At 61.7% G+C, this 18,823-nt stretch carries 18 protein-coding genes and 1 pseudogene; 11 read left to right on the top strand and 8 right to left on the bottom strand.

Annotated elements, in window-relative coordinates:
• Nucleotides 1–28: 28 nt before the first annotated feature.
• Nucleotides 29–970: a bifunctional helix-turn-helix transcriptional regulator/GNAT family N-acetyltransferase gene (locus JNB71_RS03800; protein WP_220370486.1), complete on the bottom strand. Its 942-nt coding sequence runs from the start codon at nucleotides 968–970 to the stop codon at nucleotides 29–31.
• Nucleotides 971–1,036: 66 nt separating this feature from the next.
• Nucleotides 1,037–1,756: an aspartate/glutamate racemase family protein gene (locus tag JNB71_RS03795; RefSeq protein ID WP_220370485.1), complete on the bottom strand. Its 720-nt coding sequence runs from the start codon at nucleotides 1,754–1,756 to the stop codon at nucleotides 1,037–1,039.
• 173 nt (nucleotides 1,757–1,929) lie between these two features.
• On the opposite strand from JNB71_RS03795, the gene JNB71_RS03790 reads away from it, so the two are divergent.
• Nucleotides 1,930–2,394: an Lrp/AsnC family transcriptional regulator gene (locus JNB71_RS03790; RefSeq protein WP_220370484.1), complete on the top strand. Its 465-nt coding sequence runs from the start codon at nucleotides 1,930–1,932 to the stop codon at nucleotides 2,392–2,394.
• A gap of 12 nt (nucleotides 2,395–2,406) precedes the next feature.
• Here the strand turns inward: JNB71_RS03790 and JNB71_RS03785 are convergent, their stop codons facing one another.
• On the bottom strand, nucleotides 2,407–3,465 hold the full coding sequence (locus tag JNB71_RS03785) for an SDR family oxidoreductase (protein ID WP_220370483.1): 1,059 nt from the start codon (nucleotides 3,463–3,465) through the stop codon (nucleotides 2,407–2,409).
• A gap of 95 nt (nucleotides 3,466–3,560) precedes the next feature.
• On the opposite strand from JNB71_RS03785, the gene JNB71_RS03780 reads away from it, so the two are divergent.
• Complete coding sequence (locus JNB71_RS03780) at nucleotides 3,561–4,466, top strand: LysR family transcriptional regulator (RefSeq protein ID WP_220370482.1); 906 nt, start codon at nucleotides 3,561–3,563, stop codon at nucleotides 4,464–4,466.
• 85 nt (nucleotides 4,467–4,551) lie between these two features.
• On the top strand, nucleotides 4,552–5,847 hold the full coding sequence (locus tag JNB71_RS03775) for an NAD(P)/FAD-dependent oxidoreductase (protein WP_220370481.1): 1,296 nt from the start codon (nucleotides 4,552–4,554) through the stop codon (nucleotides 5,845–5,847).
• Nucleotides 5,848–5,869: 22 nt separating this feature from the next.
• Here the strand turns inward: JNB71_RS03775 and JNB71_RS03770 are convergent.
• A pseudogene (locus JNB71_RS03770) lies at nucleotides 5,870–6,273 on the bottom strand (hypothetical protein).
• A 318-nt stretch (nucleotides 6,274–6,591) separates the two neighbouring features.
• Between JNB71_RS03770 and JNB71_RS03765 the strand changes: the two are divergent.
• The 3 genes from JNB71_RS03765 to JNB71_RS03755 all read left to right on the top strand — a co-directional run bounded on the left by JNB71_RS03765 (nucleotide 6,592) and on the right by JNB71_RS03755 (nucleotide 10,052).
• The gene (locus JNB71_RS03765) at nucleotides 6,592–7,242 is read left to right on the top strand and encodes a TetR/AcrR family transcriptional regulator C-terminal domain-containing protein (protein ID WP_220370480.1); all 651 of its coding nucleotides are present in this window, start codon (nucleotides 6,592–6,594) and stop codon (nucleotides 7,240–7,242) included.
• 47 nt (nucleotides 7,243–7,289) lie between these two features.
• On the top strand, nucleotides 7,290–8,309 hold the full coding sequence (gene ilvC, locus JNB71_RS03760) for a ketol-acid reductoisomerase (protein WP_037122358.1): 1,020 nt from the start codon (nucleotides 7,290–7,292) through the stop codon (nucleotides 8,307–8,309).
• Nucleotides 8,310–8,828: 519 nt separating this feature from the next.
• Nucleotides 8,829–10,052 carry a PLP-dependent aminotransferase family protein gene (locus tag JNB71_RS03755; RefSeq protein WP_220370479.1) on the top strand — a complete coding sequence of 408 codons (1,224 nt, stop codon included), beginning with the start codon at nucleotides 8,829–8,831 and terminating at the stop codon, nucleotides 10,050–10,052.
• Here JNB71_RS03755 and JNB71_RS03750 read toward each other — a convergent pair.
• The gene (locus tag JNB71_RS03750) at nucleotides 10,049–11,710 is read right to left on the bottom strand and encodes a M20/M25/M40 family metallo-hydrolase (RefSeq protein ID WP_220370478.1); all 1,662 of its coding nucleotides are present in this window, start codon (nucleotides 11,708–11,710) and stop codon (nucleotides 10,049–10,051) included. The two genes, JNB71_RS03755 and JNB71_RS03750, sit on opposite strands and share 4 nt — an antisense overlap.
• A gap of 161 nt (nucleotides 11,711–11,871) precedes the next feature.
• Here JNB71_RS03750 and JNB71_RS03745 point away from each other — a divergent pair, with 161 nt between their 5' ends.
• The 3 genes from JNB71_RS03745 to JNB71_RS03735 are packed head-to-tail and all read left to right on the top strand — an operon-like array spanning nucleotide 11,872 to nucleotide 12,979.
• Nucleotides 11,872–12,288 carry an Lrp/AsnC family transcriptional regulator gene (locus JNB71_RS03745; RefSeq protein ID WP_220370477.1) on the top strand — a complete coding sequence of 139 codons (417 nt, stop codon included), beginning with the start codon at nucleotides 11,872–11,874 and terminating at the stop codon, nucleotides 12,286–12,288.
• Between the two features lie 32 nt (nucleotides 12,289–12,320).
• The gene (locus tag JNB71_RS03740; protein ID WP_220370476.1) at nucleotides 12,321–12,578 is read left to right on the top strand and encodes a type II toxin-antitoxin system Phd/YefM family antitoxin; all 258 of its coding nucleotides are present in this window, start codon (nucleotides 12,321–12,323) and stop codon (nucleotides 12,576–12,578) included.
• Entirely contained in the window at nucleotides 12,551–12,979 is a 429-nt protein-coding gene (locus JNB71_RS03735) for a type II toxin-antitoxin system VapC family toxin (protein ID WP_346657235.1), read from the top strand. The genes JNB71_RS03740 and JNB71_RS03735 overlap by 28 nt, the downstream gene beginning before the upstream one ends.
• A gap of 16 nt (nucleotides 12,980–12,995) precedes the next feature.
• Here the strand turns inward: JNB71_RS03735 and JNB71_RS03730 are convergent, their stop codons facing one another.
• The 3 genes from JNB71_RS03730 to JNB71_RS03720 all read right to left on the bottom strand — a co-directional run bounded on the left by JNB71_RS03730 (nucleotide 12,996) and on the right by JNB71_RS03720 (nucleotide 16,711).
• Complete coding sequence (locus JNB71_RS03730) at nucleotides 12,996–14,045, bottom strand: aldo/keto reductase (RefSeq protein ID WP_220370474.1); 1,050 nt, start codon at nucleotides 14,043–14,045, stop codon at nucleotides 12,996–12,998.
• Nucleotides 14,046–14,157: 112 nt separating this feature from the next.
• Nucleotides 14,158–16,059, bottom strand: coding sequence for a CASTOR/POLLUX-related putative ion channel (locus tag JNB71_RS03725; RefSeq protein WP_220370473.1), 1,902 nt, complete (start codon nucleotides 16,057–16,059; stop codon nucleotides 14,158–14,160).
• 268 nt (nucleotides 16,060–16,327) lie between these two features.
• Entirely contained in the window at nucleotides 16,328–16,711 is a 384-nt protein-coding gene (locus JNB71_RS03720; RefSeq protein ID WP_220370472.1) for a DUF4189 domain-containing protein, read from the bottom strand.
• Between the two features lie 207 nt (nucleotides 16,712–16,918).
• Between JNB71_RS03720 and JNB71_RS03715 the strand changes: the two genes are divergently transcribed.
• Together JNB71_RS03715 and JNB71_RS03710 are read left to right on the top strand one after the other, a co-directional pair.
• A complete protein-coding gene (locus JNB71_RS03715; protein ID WP_220370471.1) occupies nucleotides 16,919–18,025 on the top strand; it encodes an endonuclease/exonuclease/phosphatase family protein in 1,107 nt (368 codons plus the stop codon).
• Nucleotides 18,026–18,030: 5 nt separating this feature from the next.
• Complete coding sequence (locus tag JNB71_RS03710) at nucleotides 18,031–18,813, top strand: NUDIX hydrolase (RefSeq protein ID WP_220370470.1); 783 nt, start codon at nucleotides 18,031–18,033, stop codon at nucleotides 18,811–18,813.
• The last annotated feature ends 10 nt before the right edge of the window (nucleotides 18,814–18,823 follow it).

The raw sequence follows: 18,823 nt of genomic DNA, 5'->3' as shown, positions 1-18,823 counted from the left end.
TCCGCGGCACGCAGCATCACCGCGGCGGTCAGAGACCAAGCTGCCAGGTCTGGCCGTTCAGATCCGTTCCAAAGCTGCGATGCCTTTCCTCGGCAACAAGAACGAAGCCCTCTGCCTGGTAGATCCTGCGGGCACTGACGAGAACGTCGTTGGTCCACAGTGTCAGCGTTTCGTAGCCGGCCTCGCGGGCAAAGGCGATGCACTGGCGAACCAGCGCCCGGCCGAGGCCAAGGCCGCGGGCGAAGGGCTCGACATAGAGCAGCCGCAGCTTGGCGGTGCCGCCGCCGGCATCCACTAGGAACACCGAGCCGGCGATCTCGCCACCGAAATCGGCGATCCAGCAGAACTCGCGGCCGGGTTTGAAATGATTGATGAAATCGCCGGCGATCTGCAGTATTAGCCCTTCATATTCACCGTTCCAGCCATATTCCTCGGCATAGAGTTTCGTCTGGCGGCCGAGAACCCAGCTGATGTCACCGGGCTGATGCGGACGAAGGATGAAGTTGCTGGCGGAGGGGGCCGAGAGCAGCGTTTCGATCCGCCCCATGGCCGTGGCGATCATCTCCTGCTGTGCGGCATTGAGCGGCGTGAGCATGGCCGCGATCGCCTCACGGGAGCGGACGGCAAGGATGCGAGCCTGCGACACGCCCTCGGCGGTCAGTTCGAGCAGCTGGCTGCGCTGGTCCTGCGGGTCCGGTCGCGTGGTCAGGAGCCCGTCACCGCGAAATTTCTTCAGGATGCGGCTGAGATAAGCGGGGTCGAGATGCAGTTCCTCGATCAGCTTTTTTGCCGGCAGACCGGGGCGGGCTGCCAGTTCGTAGATGATGCGCGCTTCGGTCAGCGTAAACCGGCTGTCGAGGAAGGCGCGGCCGAGCAGGCCGAGCTGATTGGTGTAGAAGCGGTTGAAGGCCCGCACGGTCTCGATATGGTCCCCCGGCTGCGGATCATGCAAGGTCACGAGTGTATTCATGGCAATCTCCCTGCTGGAGACTGCCATTAGTTAGTTGACTGAGTCAAATAAATTGCGAACCGGAGGTCAGGCCGCCTGTTGGCCGAGTTGCGGAAGACCCTTCAGCGCAAACGCGACGGCTGCTTCGGCATGAATCGCGGTGGAATCAAAGCCGGGCAGGGGCAGGCTGTGCGGGTCGAGGATCAGGCAGATCTCGGTACAGCCGAGGATGATCGCGTCGGCGCCCTCACTCCTGGCGCGCTCGATGACGGTCATCAGCGCCTGGCGCGAGGTGTCGAGCACGGCGCCGGCGCAGAGTTCGTTGAAGATGATGTCGTGAACGAGGGTGCGGTCGTGGGCATTCGGAACCATGACCTCGAGGCCGTGGGTTGCCATGCGGCCGGTGTAGAAGCCGTGCTCCATCGTGTAGCGCGTGGCAAGCAGCAGCGGACGCTTGATGTCGGCGGCTTTCATCGATGCGGCGGTTTCGTCGATGATGTTGATCAACGGAACCGAGATCGATGACTGAACCGCATCGGCGATCAGGTGCATCGTGTTGGTGCAGATCAGCACGCAGGAGGCGCCAGCGGCCTCGAGGCCCTGTGCGACCTCGCAGAGGCGCTTGGCAGCATCATCCCAGCGGCCGGCCTTCTGCAGATCGACGATGCTCTGGAAATCGACCGAATGCAGCATGACTTCGGCAGAATGCAGCCCGCCGAGGCGTTCGCGCACCGCTTCGTTGATCATGCGGTAATAGACTGCCGAGCTTTCAAAGCTCATTCCACCGATGAGGCCGATCTTGTGCATGAGGCTGTTCCTGTCCTGCTGTGTTTTCCGATGAAGGAATTGTCGCCGAGAGCGTACGGAAAGTGTTCGCTTTATTGCGTGACATCGCGACTGTTTGCGCGTATTTTTTGCGTGTTTTTCCAAAATTGCGCAAATTGATGTTGCGCGCGTCGGATGAGTCGGGAGAGCGCGGCGTGCTGGACGAAAGAGACCGGAAGATCCTGTCATTGCTGCAGGAGGATGCGAGCCTGTCCGTTGGCGACCTCGCAGAAAGGGTAAGCCTGTCACTCTCCGCCTGCTCGCGGCGTATTCAGCGGCTGGAGGAGGCTGGCTATTTCGCCCGCCGGATCGCGGTGCTCAGTCGCGACCTGATGGGTGTTCCGACAACCGTCTTCGCCCTCATCAAGACGGCACACCATTCGGACGACTGGATAGACATCTTCCGCAAGGTGATCGCGGATATTCCCGAGATCGTCGAGGCGCATCGGCTGACCGGCAATTACGACTATATTTTGAAGGTCGTGCTGCCGCGGGTCGAGCACTACGACGTGATCTACAAGCAGATCGTCCGCAAGGTGGAACTGTTCGACGTGTCCGCCTCAATCTCGATGGAGGTGCTGAAGAGCGGAATGGCCGTGCCGGTGGACTATGCGCGGTAAGGCGGTGCCGCTTCAAGGGATGATGCGCTGTTGCCGCATTTCAGTGAAGACCGACAGGAACATCTCGTCAGTCTGCACATAGTCATGGAATCCCAGTCTGCGCGCCTTGGTGCCGTCGGCGAAGAAGTCGTAATCCCATCCGAACACCGCGTCGCCGAAACCCCAGGAGGAAACGGCATCATAAGAATGGTCGGCAAGGCCGTATTTTTCCTTCATTGCCTTCCAGAGCCGGGCCTTGTCCGCCATTACGACGTTGAGCAACATCGGGAGAGGAGCGGCGGTTTCCACCTCGAAGAAGCGGGCGATCTTCGGCCACATCTCGTTCCACCGAAAGAGATCCCCGTTGGTGATATTGAAGGCCTGATTGGCGCATTGCGAATTGGTGGCGGCCCAGACGGTGGCCCTGGCCAGAAGGCCGGCATCGGTCATTTCGAGCAGCGTGTCGTAGGCGCCCGCCTTGCCGGGAAAGCGCAGGGGCAGGCCGAGTTCCTTCGACATTGCGGCGTAAATGCCGATCACCATGGCAAGGTTCATCGGATTGCCGGTGGCGACGCCAATGACGACGGAGGGACGCAGGGCCGACCAGGTCCATGATTTGCCCTGTTGTCGGTGCTGCAGGAACGCCTGCTGGTCCATGTTGAATTCGGGCGGCATATGGTTGTCTTCGTTTTCGCGGGCCGGTGTCTTGAATGGCCCAAGATGCGCGCCGTAGACCTTGTAGCCTTGCATCAGGCTGACATGCTCAAGGTTCGGCGCCACACGCTCGATGGCGGTGACGACATTCACCAGCATGGCCAAATTGGGCTCGACCAGTTCGGCCCAGGTGGGACGGTCCTGATAGGCGGCGTAGAAAATGTGTGTCACTTCAGTGAGATCGCCAAGTTTCGTCGCGCAATCAGCAGGATCGAGCAGATCAACGGAAATGTGCCGGATTTTCGGCGTAGCGGTGCCGCCACGGCGCGAGAGACCGATGATCGACCAGTCATCGAGTGTTTCCATGTGGCGGGCGAGGTTGCTTCCGATGACGCCCCGGGCGCCAACGATGAGTGCGGTTTTGTGCTGGTCACGCATGACGATCTCCTGTGTCCTGATGGAAGAGATATGGACGCGGCGCGATTTCGGAACTAGACAGCGGACAAGCACAGGACTTGTGAGGTGAAGTCACAATGGCGCGGCTGGACGTCAATCGATCGGGTGAGATGGAAGTGTTCGTGCAGGTCGTCGATCTCGGCGGCTTTTCTGCCGCCGCTCGCCACTTCGCCATGACGCCGTCGGCCGTCAGCAAACTGGTCTCGCGGCTGGAGGCGCGGCTGAACGCGCGGCTTGTCAACCGTTCGACCCGCAAGCTGCAACTGACGCCGGAAGGCTGCCGTTACTATGAGCATGGCGTGCGGGTCCTGGCCAATCTCGACGAGGCCGAAGGCGCGGCAGCGCTGGCCAACAATCCGAGCGGCCGGGTTCGTGTCAGCTGCAACATTCCCTTCGGGCGGCATATCCTGTTGCCGGTGCTTTCGGACTTCATGGCGCTTTATCCAGATGTGTCACTGGACCTGTCGCTGACTGATAGTGTCGTCGATCTCCTGGAGGACCGCGCCGATGTGGCCGTTCGGGCGGGCCCCCTTAAAAGTTCGGCGTTGATGGCGCGCAAGCTCGGAACGGTGAAGATGCACATCGCCGCGGCACCCGGCTATATCGAGCGCAGGGGTGCCCCGCGCCACCCCGACGACCTGCAGATACACAATCTTCTCGGGCCTAGTTACGTCCGCGCAGCCGGCGGCTGGCCTTTTGTTGCTGACGGCATCAACATGACGATCAGGCCGGCGGGCAACATCCGGGCGAGCGACGGCGAAGCCTTGCGTGAGCTTGCACTTGCCGGGGCAGGGCTGGCACGTCTTGCCGACTTTCAGGTGCGGGAGGATTTCGCCCGCGGAGCATTGACGCCGGTGCTAGAGGCCTTCACCGCGACGGACAGCGAAGAGGTGCATGCGGTGTTTCTCGGCCAGGGCGGTCATATGCCGGCCCGGGTGCGGGTGTTTCTCGACTTCCTCTCCGCCCGCTGCCGAGTCGGATGAGGTTTCAACAGGGTAGCCATTCCGACAGCGCAGTTGTGTGCGTTCATGGGAGCGTACACACTGCCGTGAAAAACGGAGATTGTGCATGCCAGCATCGAGCCGTCATCATCTGGTTGTCGTCGGAGGTGGCTTCGGCGGCCTTCAATTGGTCAATGACCTGAAGGGCGCGGCCCTCGACATCACGCTCGTCGACAAGCGGAACCATCATCTCTTCCAGCCGCTTCTCTATCAGGTGGCGACGACGCTGCTTGCGACCTCTGAAATCGCATGGCCGATCCGCCGGCTGTATCGAGATCGGCCGGAGGTGACGACGCTGCTGGCCGAGGTCGAGGGGGTCGATGTGGTGGCGAAAGCCATCCGGCTGACAAGTGGCAAGAGCATCAGATACGACACCCTGGTTGTGGCGACCGGCGCTACCCATGCCTATTTCGGCAAAGACGAGTGGGAAGCGGTCGCTCCCGGGCTGAAGACCCTGGAGGATGCAACGACCATTCGCAGGCGCGTGCTGCTCGCCTTTGAAAGGGCGGAAATCGAGGCCGATCCGGCGGTGCGTCAAGCGCTTCTGACGTTTACCATCATCGGCGCTGGGCCGACCGGCGTAGAACTGGCGGGGATCATCAGCGAGCTCGCGAAGTCGACCCTGCCGAAGGAGTTTCGCCGCATCGACACTCGCACAGCGCGGGTCATCCTCGTGGAGGCCGGGCCGCGTGTCCTGCCGGGATTTTCGGAAGATCTATCGGCCTATGCCCGTCGGGCGCTGGAAAAACGCGGTGTCGAAGTTCGGACCGGCCAGAGGGTTACGTCCTGCACGCAGGCGGGCGTGACGATCGACGACACTTTCGTTGCGTGTCGCACGATGGTCTGGGCCGCGGGCGTTCAGGCCTCGCCGGCCGCCCGGTGGCTCGGCATCGAGGCGGATCGCGCCGGCCGCGCCATCGTTGAGAAGAACCTCAGCGCACCCGGCCATGCGGATGTCTTCGTCATCGGCGATACGGCTTCGGTCTTGCGGGAGGACGGCAGCCCGGTACCGGGTATCGCGCCGGCGGCAAAGCAGCAGGGCGCTTTCGTGGCAAAGGTCATTCGAGCCAGGTTGAACGGCCAGTCGGAGCCTGCCGGTTTTCGGTATCGCCACCAGGGCAGCCTTGCGACGATCGGCAAGCGCTCGGCGATCATCGATTTCGGACGCTTCAAAATGAAAGGGGCGCTCGCCTGGTGGGTATGGGGGATTGCCCATATCTACTTCCTCATCGGCACGCGAAGCCGCTTCGCCGTTGCCTGGAGTTGGTTGTGGAGTTATCTAAGCGGCCAGCACAGCGCGCGTCTGATTACGCAGAAGGAGACCATGCGCGATGGATCCGCTGACGAGCACGGCGCGCGATAGGCAGACTTTCGTTCCGGCGCTCTCAGTTGTTGATGCTGGTCACGGCCCAGTGGGACGAGCTGCAATCGTCGTTGTCGCAGATGCCGCTCATCCAGACCGCGCCATCCGCCAGCATGACGCCGTCGCTGTTGACGAAGAGCTGGTCATATTCCTGGTTCGCGACGGCCTCGCGTGTTTCCGGCGTGACGAGGGCGTCGAAATTTTCGATGAAATCGTTGGCGCTCTGAATGTCATAGCTTTCGTCATTGGCAGCGACCCGCAACGGGTATTCGGCAAGGCCGGCGATCGTTGCCGCATCGCCATTGCCCATGGCTTCCACCAGGTCAAGAGCGTTTCGGCGAGATCTCCGGCGTTGCCATGCAGCGCTTCGATCCGGTTGAAGACCTCTTCATCGGATTGAGCGGCGGCCGACAAGGGCATCAGCATCAGCGCGGCGGACAGAAGCGTGGCGGCTGTATTCAGGTAGGGCACGAAAACTCCGGGGAGTGAGAGGGTGCGTGGGCAGCCGCACGGTAGCGGAGGCGCTCTTGAAACGGAACTGGGATGGACGGATGCCGGGTGTCCATTTTTGGGGTTTGCCTTGGTTGTCTTCAATATGCCTGGCGGTTGGCAATCGGCGTCGTGGCGCCCTGCCTTGCAACAAGGTGGCGCTCTATTTCCTTCGCGAAGAGCCTTGACCGGGCTTAGGCTTTGCGGCATAAGCAGCGAACCGTACCGTACGGTACTGTGAATGGAGATGGATTTTTGCAGCTTGCCGCCCACCCGCATCAGCCGGATTATTCGCCGCGCCAGAACGCCGTTCTGGACAGCGCGTTGCGGCTGCTTGTCGATGGCGGCGAGAAAGCCTTGACGACGGCTGGCGTGGCGCGGGCCGCCAACTGCTCGAAGGAAAGCCTCTACAAATGGTTCGGCGATCGCGACGGTTTGCTTTCGGCGATGATCGGCTACCAGGCAAGCAAGGTCCGCACGTTCGAAGACAACGCCGAGGCATTGACGGCAGATACCTTGCGGGAGCATCTGGTTCTCTTCGCGCGCGACCTTCTGGAGGTGCTGGCGGGCGACGTGTCTTTGGCGCTGAACCGGCTGGCCATCGGGCAGGCGAGCCGGGAAGGCTCCAAGCTTGGATCGATGCTGCAGGAACGCGGCCGGCGGCAGGTCGGCAAGCGGGCGGGGGCGTTGCTGGAAGCCGGGCGCAATGCCGGGTTGCTTGCGTTCGACGATCGGGACGAGGCCTATGATACGCTCTACGGGCTGATCGTTTCAGACCTGCACCTGCGCATGCTGCTCGGCGAGGATAGCGGCCGCATGGCCAAGGATTTCGGACGCAGAGCGGAGCGGGCGGTTTCGGCCTTCCTTCGCCTCTATGGCCGTGAAAAGGGTTCGGTCGAGCCTTAAGGGCGGCCGGAAGACTTTAAGAGACAAGCAAAGGGAAGGAAAATACAATGCGCGTCTATTACGATCGTGATGCCGATCTCAACCTCATCAAGTCCAAGAACGTCGTTATCGTCGGCTATGGTAGCCAGGGCCGCGCCCATGCGCTGAACCTGAAGGATTCGGGCGCCAACAATGTCGTTATTGCGCTGAAGGCCGGTTCGGCCACCATCAAGAAGGCCGAAGCCGACGGTTTCAAGGTCATGACGGTTGCGGACGCCGCCAAGTGGGGCGACCTCATCATGATGGCGACCCCGGACGAACTGCAGGCCGACATCTACAAGGCTGAAATCGCGCCGAACATCCGTGACGGCGTCGCGATCGCTTTCGCCCACGGCCTCAACGTTCATTTCGGCCTGATCGAGCCGAAGGACACGCTGGATGTCGTCATGATCGCGCCGAAGGGCCCCGGCCACACGGTTCGCGGCGAATACCAGAAGGGCGGCGGCGTTCCCTGCCTCGTTGCCGTCGAGAAGAACGCCTCGGGCAACGCCCTTGATCTTGCCCTCTCCTACGCCTGCGGCGTCGGTGGCGGCCGTTCGGGCATCATCGAAACGAATTTCAAGGAAGAGTGCGAAACTGACCTCTTCGGCGAACAGGTCGTTCTTTGCGGCGGTCTGGTCGAACTTATCCGCGCCGGTTTCGAAACGCTGGTCGAAGGCGGCTATGCGCCGGAAATGGCCTATTTCGAGTGCCTGCACGAAGTGAAGCTGATCGTCGACCTGATCTATGAAGGCGGCATCGCCAACATGAACTACTCGATCTCCAACACGGCGGAATGGGGCGAATACGTCACCGGCCCGCGCATCATCACGGCTGAGACGAAGGCTGAGATGAAGCGCGTCCTGCACGACATCCAGACCGGCAAGTTCACCTCCGACTGGATGCAGGAATACCGTTCGGGTGCTGCCCGCTTCAAGGGTATCCGCCGCATGAACGACAACCACCAGATCGAGGAAGTCGGCGCCAAGCTGCGCGGCATGATGCCGTGGATCGGCAAGAACAAGCTGGTCGACAAGGCCAAGAACTAATCTTTGCTGCAAAGCAACATAATCTGTTGCGCCTGCTCTATACTGAACGCCGGAGAGAAATCTCCGGCGTTTCCATTTGCCGTCGACCGTTGATGCGCAATGTTTGGAACATTTCGGATTCTGCAGTATTCTGTCCGGCAGGAGGATACTGTGATGGAAACCTTCTTCTACCATTTCGCATTGTTCGACGCCTTGATCCTCGGCGCCATCGTCTTGCTGCTGGCGCTCAGCATGTCCGGGCACCACGAGGCCTGATTCGTCTTCCGGAACCGAGCCGGTTCCGATACCGCAGGCGCCTTGGCGCGATCAGGTCGCGCGCCCGTCCAGGCGAGCATCGCAGTTTGGCCGCACCCCCTCACGCATTGCAGATCGGCTGCCCAACCCCGTCGACTATTTCTGTCGGCCATCCGCCGCTCAAGCAGAGAAAAACTGCTTCCTCATCGAAATATAGGTCAGCATTATTGACTTAATAGGCCGGCTGTGTTGTGCTCCGGCAAAATCATAATCTGAGGAAACTCCATGCTCGATTGGGAAAAGATATTCGCGACGCGGTCCTCGCGGATGCGCGCTTCGGAAATCCGCGAACTTCTGAAACTGCTTGACCGGCCGGACATCATCTCCTTCGCCGGCGGTATTCCCGACCCGGCGCTGTTTCCGGACGAGGACTTCAAGGCTGCCTATGCCGACATCTTCGGCGGGCCGGCCGTCAGTGCTGCCTTGCAATATTCGGTAAGTGAAGGCTACCTGCCGTTGCGCCAGTGGCTTGCTGGCCGCATGGCCGCCATCGGCATTCCCTGCGAGGCGGAAAACATCCTGATCACCTCGGGCTCGCAGCAGGCGCTCGACTATCTCGGAAAGCTTTTCCTGTCGCCGAACGATACGGCTCTTGTGACCTGGCCGACCTATCTCGGCGCGCTGCAGGCTTTCAACGCCTATGAGCCGACCTACGACCAATTGTCACCTTCCGGCAATCGCACGCCGCAGGCCTACCGCGACGCGGCCACCGAGGCAGGCGGCCGGGTGAAATTCGCCTATATGTCGGCCGAGTTCGCCAACCCGACCGGCGAGACGCTCGACCTTGCCGCGCGCGAAAAGGCGCTGGCGCTTGCCGAAGAACTCGATATCGCTCTCATCGAGGACGCGGCCTACCAGTCGCTGCGTTACGACGGCGAGGCCGTTCCGCCGATTCTCTCGCTCGAGATCGCCCGCAAGGGATCGATCAACGACGCCCGGACGATCTATTGCGGCAGTTTCTCCAAGACGCTGGCTCCTGGCCTGCGCGTCGGCTGGGTCTGTGCTTCCAACACCGTCATCCGCAAGCTGGTGCTGATGAAGCAGGCGGCCGACCTGCATTCCTCGACCGTCAACCAGATGGCGATCTGCCACGTTGCCGAGCGTGGCTTCGACAAGCAGGTCGCCAAGCTCAAGGCCGTCTATAGCAAGCGGCGCGATGCCATGCTTGCGGCTCTCGCCAAATACATGCCGGCGGACGTGAGCTGGACGGTGCCGGAAGGGGGCATGTTTGTGTGGCTGACCTTGCCGGCCGGCATGGATGGTGCCGAACTGCTCGCCAAATCGCTGGTGACGGCCAAGGTCGCCTTCGTGCCTGGCAAGGCCTTCTTTGCCGATGGTTCCGGCGCCAACACCTGCCGCGTCAGCTTCTCCTGCGCCGACGAGGCGATGATCGAGGAGGGGATTTCCCGCCTCGGCGGGCTGATCGGCAAGGAGGCGCTGGCCGCCTAACTCTCATCTTCGAGGCAGGCGACGGCCGTCTCGAAAACCAAATCCGGGAGCACGTCGAATGCATAGGGCATGTGGACGCGCTCCCATTTCTGATGATAGTCGCGGCCCCATGGGCCGATATTGACCACCGGATAGGACAGAACTCCGTCCGGTGCCCTGTCGATGAAGGCCGAGCACGGCGTGTTGCTGGACAGAATCTGCGTCTGTTCGGTGGCGGGACGGTGTCCGAAGAAGCTCATGTCGGAGATGCCGGCGAAGAACTGCTTTGCCTTGATGCCTGTCCCATGCCGTGCCGCGCATTTTTCGGCGGCGGAAATCACGTTCCGCTCGAAAATGCGGCCTTCGGTTCCGGCGCCGTCCAGATGGACGCGCGGATAGTGCAGGGTGGAGAAGCCGATAATCACCAACGGTCCTTCGAGGCCGGCTTCCGTCAGCGTCGCCGCGACGATCTGGCGGGTTGTCGACAGCGGGTCTTCTCCGCCTGACAGGGATCGATCGAGCGCGTCGAGCCGATCGGCCGCAGCCTGCCTGCCGTGAGCGACGGCCAGTTCGTGCAGTTCGGCGTAGGTGAGCACCCGCCCCTCGTGCGGCCTGGCGTGGCCGGTGCCTTGCCGGTCAAAGAAGCTCTTTGCATTGCGTGCCTGCGTATCGAGTGCCGTTTGCATGGCGGCACCGACGAGTGCGCGGAATTCGCCGAGCACGTCTGCCGGCGTGCGCCGGTGGGTCAGCCAGTTGAACGAGAGCCAGACGTGGCCGGGCGTGGTGACTTCGTAGCCGTGGCGCACGTCCCTTGCCTCCAGGCAGACCGGTGCCGGGGAAAGCTCGCCGTGGGCCTCGTCGCAAAGGGCGCTGTTGAATTCCGTGGCGCGCATGATTTCGGCGCCGATCAGATGCGCGCTGACGCCGTCGAAAGCATAGCCGGCATGGGTCGGGCGGCCTGCGACGAAGGCAAAGGGCGAGAACTTGCCGACAGAGCCCAGATAGACGGCGCGACCTTCCTCGCCGTCGCCATCGTCACCGCTGGCGTCCAGATTGATGCCGCCGACGATGTCGAGATCGAATTTTTCCGCGAAGGCGGGCAGGGCGTCCCGGAACGCGCGCATCCCGCGCGACCGGTTTTCCTCGTCCGGTGTGGCGACAAACAACAGGTTGCCGGGCGGTTCATCTCGTTCAGCGAAACGCTCAAGTGCGGCGATGCCGGCGGCCAGCCCGCTTTTCATGTCGAGCAGGCCGCGACCGGCGAGGAAATCGCCGCTCGAGAGGTCGGTGAATGCCTTGTCTTCCGCCGGGTTGCGTGCCTTGTTCGATAATTCCGCGATCAGGGCATTGGTGAGCGCTTCAGGCTCGCAGGCAAGCGCGGCAAGCGCGCCGTAGTTGGCGATCGACACGGTGTCGAAATGTCCCGCCAGCACGACGCAGCGGCGGCCTTTGCCGCGCACCAGCGCCAGCACATTCTGCCGGGCCGGTTTGCCATGGCTGTCCAGGGCCAGCAGTTGCTCCGGATGCCTTCGGAAATAGGGGGTGCCGCCCAGCAGCGCCATCAGCCGTCCGGAAAAGGTGGCCTCGTCATCGCTCTCCGTCACGCTCGGCCAGCGGGTCATTTCAATGGACAATTCGCCGGCGCGCGACCGCGGATGGGAGGGGCGGCTGGATGGCATCGGATCAATCCTCCGGAAACTGCTGGGGCGGCCGCATTGATGAGGCTGCTGACGAGACTAGGCGGCCGACCGATAAAGCGAAATGGCAACTTTATGGAAATTTGTTTGAGATTTCTGCCAAAATGACAGGTAATTTGGCGAATTGATAGGAGGCGGGGCTCATGGACACGATCGACCGGCGTTTGCTGGCAATTCTCAGAACGGATGGCCGCGCTTCGATCTCGAAGCTGGCGGAACTGCTTAAAATTTCGCGCGGAACGGTACAGAACCGAATCGATCGGCTGACCGCCGAGGGCATCATCGCCGGATTCACGGTGCGGATCGCGGCGGCGGAGGATCCGAACGCGGTCCGTGCGGTTATGCTGATAGAGATCACCGGCCAGAAGACGGTATCGGCGATCAAGATGCTGCGCGGTATCCCGGAAATTCGCGCGCTGCATACGACCAACGGCGCCTGGGACCTGGTTGCCGAGATCCAGACGGAGAATCTGGCAGAGTTCGACCGCGTGCTGCGTCATATCCGGGCAATGGACGGCGTGTCGAAATCCGAGACGAGCCTGCTGCTTACGACGATTTGAAGTGCCCCGGTTGCATTGCATGGAGCAAATCAGTGCGCGAATGGCAGGTTCAGGACGCGAAAGCTCATTTCAGCGAATTTCTGAGGACGTGTTTGACGGAAGGACCGCAGGTCGTTTCACGACGAGGCGAGGCGAAAGCGGTCCTCGTTCCGCTTCAAGAATGGAACGATCTCAACAAACGGGCAAAGCCAAGCGTGAAGGATGTCTTGCTCGCCGACGAGCCACGTTTCGAGCTCGACATTCCTTCGCGTAGCGACTGGGCATGGCGGTCGCTCTCGATGGAAGAATAGGCATGTATCGTCTCGATACCGGTGTCGTTTCCGAGCTGAGGCGGCCCCGGCCGCGCGGCGCTGTTCTCGCTTGGATCGCCGCAACGGACGAGCGAATGCTTGCGATTTCGGCAATTACCATCGGTGAAATCCAGCAGGGAATTGAAGCCGCGCAAAAACAGGACATCGCGCGCGCCCGGATGATCGAGGTGTGGCTTGGCCAGCTGATGCAAAGCATGAGCGTTTTGCCGCTCGACGGGCAATGCATGATCCAATGGGCGAAGCTTATGCACCGGCGCCCGTCGCATCTCGTTGCAGAAGCCATGATCGCCGCAACCGCGACTGTTCATGGCTTGATCATCGTCACCCGCAATGGTCAGGGATTTCGGGCATTTCCCGGTGAAAGTGCTCAATCCCTTTGAAGCTGAACAATAGGCATTATACGTGCGGCCCCAGCAGCGATAAATCTGCGTCGCCCAGCCGATCCTTGGCGGTGCGCAGCTGGTGCCAGTAAGGGTAGAGCACGGGCGGGGCGCTGACCGCGTCGAGGCGCTGGCGTTCTTCGTCGCTGAGCACGAGGTCGGCGCTGGCGAGGTTGTCCCTGAACTGGGCTTCGGTGCGGCCGCCGATGATGACGGAGGTGACGGCCTTGCGGCCGATCAGCCAGGCGAGAGCGATCTGCGCGGCGGAGACGCTGCGATTTTCTGCAATGTCAACGAGAGCATCGACGATGGCCCAGAGGCGGTCCTCGTCGCGGATTGGCGGCTCGTCCCACCCGGCCAGTTGCCGCGACCCTGCCGCCGTCTTGTTGCGCCGGTGCTTGCCGGAAAGGAGGCCGCCTGCCAGCGGGCTCCAGACGAGCACGCCGAGCCCCTGGTCGATCGAGATCGGCAGCAGTTCATATTCGGCGTCGCGGGATTCGAGCGTGTAATGGATCTGCTGGCTGACGAAGCGCTGGCGGTGATCGGCGGCGCTGACGCCAAGCGCCTTCATGATGTGCCAGCCGGAGAAATTCGAGCAGCCGATATAGCGGACCTTGCCCTGGCGCACGAGCATGTCGAGCGCTTCCATGGTTTCCTCAAGCGGCGTCTGGCCGTCCCATTCGTGCAGCTGGTAGAGGTCGATGACGTCCGTCTTCAGGCGTTTCAGGCTTGCCTCGCAGGCGCGGATCAGATGGTGTCGCGAGGAGCCGGCGTCGTTCGGTCCGTCGCCCATCGGGAACCGGGCCTTGGTTGCGATCAGCACGCCGTTCTTGCGCTTACCGCCGGTGATTTCGCCGATAATGTCTTCCGACACCCCTTGCGAATAGACATCGGCCGTATCGATCAGGTTGACGCCGGCATCGAGGCAGAGATCGACGAGCCTGCGCGCGTCGTTGACGCCGAGATCGCCCACGGTCTTCGCCCAGCCTTTGCCGCCGAAGGTCATGGTGCCCACGGTCAGTGTCGAAACCTTGAGGCCGGAGCGGCCGAGAACACGATAGTCCATGATGATTTTCCAATCGACGGTCAGAATGCAGACGCGGCAAATCTAGGGCCGTTCGGTGAAAAGGAAAGGACCGTCGCGGCGAAAAGCCTTCGCCTTCTCTTGTCCTTGTTGCCTAGTTCCTGGCAAGGACGATGACGCGGTCTGTCTCGCTGTAGAGCAGTCTTTCCGACTTCGAGGGATTGACCGTGACGCCGCCGAGCCTGCGCAGATCCGGATCGTCGTCGCGCTGGCGACGATAGCCGAGGGCGACCTCACCGCGGCGCAGGGCCGCCAGTGAGATCGTGTAGAAGGTCACCGGTTCACCGATCGCCACGTAGTCGCTGACCGGGCGCATGTAGATTTCCGATCCGTCCTCGTCGAGCAGTTCATCGAAGATCGCCGCCATCGATGCGTTCTCGGAAGCCTGCGCCAGCATCATGCTGACCAGCTTGTTGCTGACGACGAAATCGTCGGCGCGGGTCACTTCCGCCAGCTCCCGATTGCGCACGTCGGTCATCTCGCTGACGACGCTGATGTGCCGACCCGCCTGTTCGGCGATCTTGCGCAACTGCAGCAGCGTCACCAGCGTGCGGGTATCGGCGGGCTGGGGCGCCATGTGGTCGCTGTAGCCGAGAACGAGCACATGGTCGTAACCGGGAATATCGAGCGCATCGAGCTCGGCGCGGTTGCTCGTATCGATGACGCGGTAGTCGACGGCCATGTTGTCGCTGGAGACCTTGAGCGCCTTGATGTCGTCCTCCAGTTCCGGCGTATCGGCTGCGATCGTCAGGAGCGACCCGGGGGCGACATAGCGGGAGAGTTCGAAGGTGATGATCGGCCCGCGCCGGTTCCAGCCGAGAAGCAGAGTCCGCTCCGGTCTCGGATCGCGTGCTACCGCGGGCAGGATGGCCTCCTTCTCGATACGGATTTTATTGCTTGCGGTTTTGATTGCGGCATCGTCCTCGGCGATGATGACGGCGCGCTCGCCCTGTTTGAAGACGCGGCCCGGCGGCGGATTGAGATGCAGCTTGCCCTCTTCGTCGCAAAGCCCGATCAACGTCGAGGTTTCGTAGGCCATGACGGCGGAGGCGAAACTCTTGCCGGTGATGTCGGGCTGTTCCAGCGTGTAGATCTCGCAGCCGTCGAAATCGAGCAGTTCGGAATAGACGGCGCTCAGGCCCGACTGGCGGCTGGAATGGACGACGATACGCGAAATCAGGTCGTCGGCCAGAATGAGCTGCAACTCGCTGCCGCCGACGATGCGGGCAACATCAGCGTTCCTGCTGTCGCGAATCTCCGCAGCGATCTGGTAGGGGGTTGACCGGCGGTGCGGGTCATTGACGAGCGCAAGAACGCTCTTGATTACCTGCGAATCCGGATCGTCGCCCTCTGGCGACAGCACGATGACGGAACGCGATGTCTGCGGATTGACGATGCTGAGGTCGTAGAGGTCGGTCGGGTCGCCGCTGCGGCAAATGATCCGGGTGTTCTTCAGGTCAATCACCTTCGCGGCGATCTCGTCCTCCATCTCCACCTTGTCCTTGTTGGCCATGATGACGATACGCGGCTTGCGGCGACTGGTGTTGGCGATGATGAGCTCGCAGATGACGTCGAAGATCGACGGCGACCAGTTGAGGATGATGGTGTGGTCGTTTTCCAGCACCTGGGAGCGCCCTTTGCGCAGCTCCTCGAGCTTGTTTTCCAGGCCGGAACTGAGCACGCCGATCAAGGCCGAGAAGACGAAGATGCCGGTGATCGTCACGAACAGCGAAACGCCGCGGAAACTCCAGCCGACGTCGCCGCCCATCGTTCCGGCATCCATCGTGCGCATCAGCGATTCCCAGGCACCTTCAACGAAGCTCACCGGCTGGCCGCCTTCCGGCGCAATCCGCGTGAGAGCGAGAAAGGCGCCCGCGACGACAATGACGATGAGTGAAATGACCGCCAGCCAGCCGATCAGCGCGATCGGTCCCGCGGCCATGCTCTTGTCGAACTCATAGCGCAGCCGCGCGCCCCATGGCGTACCCTGTTTCATCGATTCCCCCGGCCCCTGCGTCCACTCACGATTTGCAGATATTTCCAATGTCATCAACAGGTTTAGACGGTGACGACGGAAACCACCCAGATATGTCGCTTGAAGACGTCGCCCGAGGAACAAGACCAAGTGCTTCGTTCAACGCGGGTAATGAGGAGAGCTTGGCGATCGCTACGAGCGGGTGCCAAGGTACAGACGGCGCTGCGGTGCCTTGCGGAACCTTTACAGCCCGTCCGCCAGGACGCTCGCGGCCAGGACCGCGGACTTGTCAGTATGCACCTGAACACTGCCAGCGGATCACCTCGCAACCGTAGGAATGGTTGGAACATGCGGCAATCGCTGCCCGTTTGGCCTGCCCGCGTCCGGATGCCCAGTCTGCGCCCCAGCCGTCCGGTCCGCGTGCCACCGCGCCACAGGCGTTCTTGAACCAGATCGCTACGCGGCAATCGCCGGCATGCTGGTAGCAATGGGACTGCGCCACCTCCTCGGCTTCCCAGCGCGACGCATAGTCATGCGACCAGCCCGTTGCTCCGGTCGCGGGCGAGAGCGCAATTGCGCCGAAACTGTCGGCATTGGCTGCGGTGGCGCCGGCGCCGGTGAGAAAAGCGATCGTGACGAGCGCGGCGCTCAGTATCTGTGTGCAATGCGGCATTGCATTCCCCCTTGCTGCACGTTTGTACCGTGGATCAATCCTGCGTTTGAGCAACGGTTCATCAAACTTGATTATTCGCCGCGAACCGTCCGCCCCCAATTTTGGTCGGTTGTCTGACGATGAAGAGGTGGATCCGTCCTGGAGAAAGGCGTTCGACATTTGCCGGTGTTTGTCTAAAGTCGCGGCGATCGCATACGGAATCGTCTGATGTCCCTTCGCCTTGCCACGTTCAATATCGAGAACCTGATGAGCCGGTTCGATTTCTCCGGTTTTCGCAACAACCTCAAGCAGGACCGTGTCCTGCGGCTTTTCGACGTAAGGAGCGAGGCGGAATATCAGCGGCTCGAGGAAGCCCGCACCATCGCCCACACGGACGATACGCGGCAGATGTCGGCGTTGGCGATCGCCGATTGCGACGCCGATATTCTCTGCCTGCAGGAAACCGACAACATGGCGGCGCTGCAGGCCTTCGAATACGGCTATCTGTTCAAGATGATCGGCAGCGGCTACCGGCAGAAATATCTGGTCGAGGGCAATGACGGCCGCGGCATCGACGTCGCCGTGATGGTGCGCGAAGAAACCCGCGACGGCCAGAAGATCGAATGTGTCGACGTCAAATCCCACGCCGCCATCACCTATGCCGATTTCGGTCTTTTCAACGATGCGCTCGCGGCGACCAATGTGCCCGGTGACCGCATCTTCAAACGGGACTGTCTCAAACTGGATTTCCGCATCGGCGGTCGGCCGCTGACGTTGTTCGTCGTGCATTTCAAGTCGATGGGACCGGCGCGCGAGGGGCTCGACGGGCGCGCCGCGACGATGCCACTGCGAATCGCGGAGGCTCATGCGGTGCGCCGCATCATAGAGGACCGCTTCGGTTCCGGTAACACCGCGGACAAGATGTTCGCGATCTGCGGCGACATGAACGATTACCAGGAGCGGATCGAGGTACTCGGCGACCGGCGCAACGGCTACAGTTTCGTGCCACGGCAGGAAACGCAGAGCGCACTCGACATTTTCAGCCATGACGGCTTTGTCGAAAATACCATGCGGCGGCGGCCCGAACTTGATCGATGGACGCTGTTTCACAGCCGTGGACCGGAGGAGCGGCACCTCTGCCAGCTCGACTATATCTGGCTTTCGCCCGCCCTTGCCAAACGCAACCCGGCAAGCGTGCCGGAAATCATCCGCGCCGGTCAGCCTTACCGGACGATCTTCCCGATGGGTCAGGAGGTCGAGCGCTATCCGCGAACCGGATGGGACCGGCCGAAAGCCTCCGACCATTGCCCCGTTGTCATTTCCATCAACGTCTGATCCCCATGGCGCAACTGACGAGCAACATGTCCGATTGGCCCGATGAACGGCGGATATTTCCCGTGAGCCGTGTCGATTTGCGCGTCGTGGACCGACCGCATCCCTACCATCTCGCCGAGCGCCACAGGATCGCCGAAAACTGGGCGCGGGAGGTTTCTGCCAATCCGGCACTTTACGATGGCCGCATGATGCTGTCGCGCGCGGTGCAGATCAGCGACGGCGTGATTTCCGGAGAAACCCATATCGTGCCGTTCTCGGCATTCCTGTTGTGGCGAAAGACGCGACCGGTGACGTCGGCAATCCACCTGTTCGCCCTGCCGGTCGTCGTCTCGTCCGACGGCGCGGTGATCGCAATCCGGATGGGAAAGCACACCGCCAATCCGGGACGCGTCTATTGCGCGGCCGGGTCGCTGGAGCCAGCCGATATCCGCGATGGCCTCTGCGACATGGACGGCAACATGGCGCGTGAAGTGCTGGAAGAGACCGGGCTCGTCCTGTCCGATGCCGACCGCGTGTCGGGGTTCCATGCGCTGCATGACCGGGGCATCATCACGGTTTTCCGCTGCTTTGGGTTTTCCGCGATTGCCACGGAACTGATCGGCCGCATTACCGGTCATATCGCGCAGGACAAGGAGCCGGAAATCGACGAAGCCCTGGCCATTCGCAGCGCCGACCCGGGCCTGCATCTCTACCAGCCTTTCATGGTGCCGATCCTGGAATGGGTCTTCACAAACATGCGCTGCCGCTTTTTTACGCTTGCCGCAGGTTCTCTGCCGTGCAAGGTCTGACACCAAAAGA

The organism is Rhizobium herbae (genome assembly GCF_019511375.1).
GTDB classification, from domain to species: domain Bacteria; phylum Pseudomonadota; class Alphaproteobacteria; order Rhizobiales; family Rhizobiaceae; genus Pararhizobium; species Pararhizobium herbae_A.
Note: the sequence above shows the minus strand (reverse complement) of the source record. Positions and strands in the feature narration are given on the sequence as shown.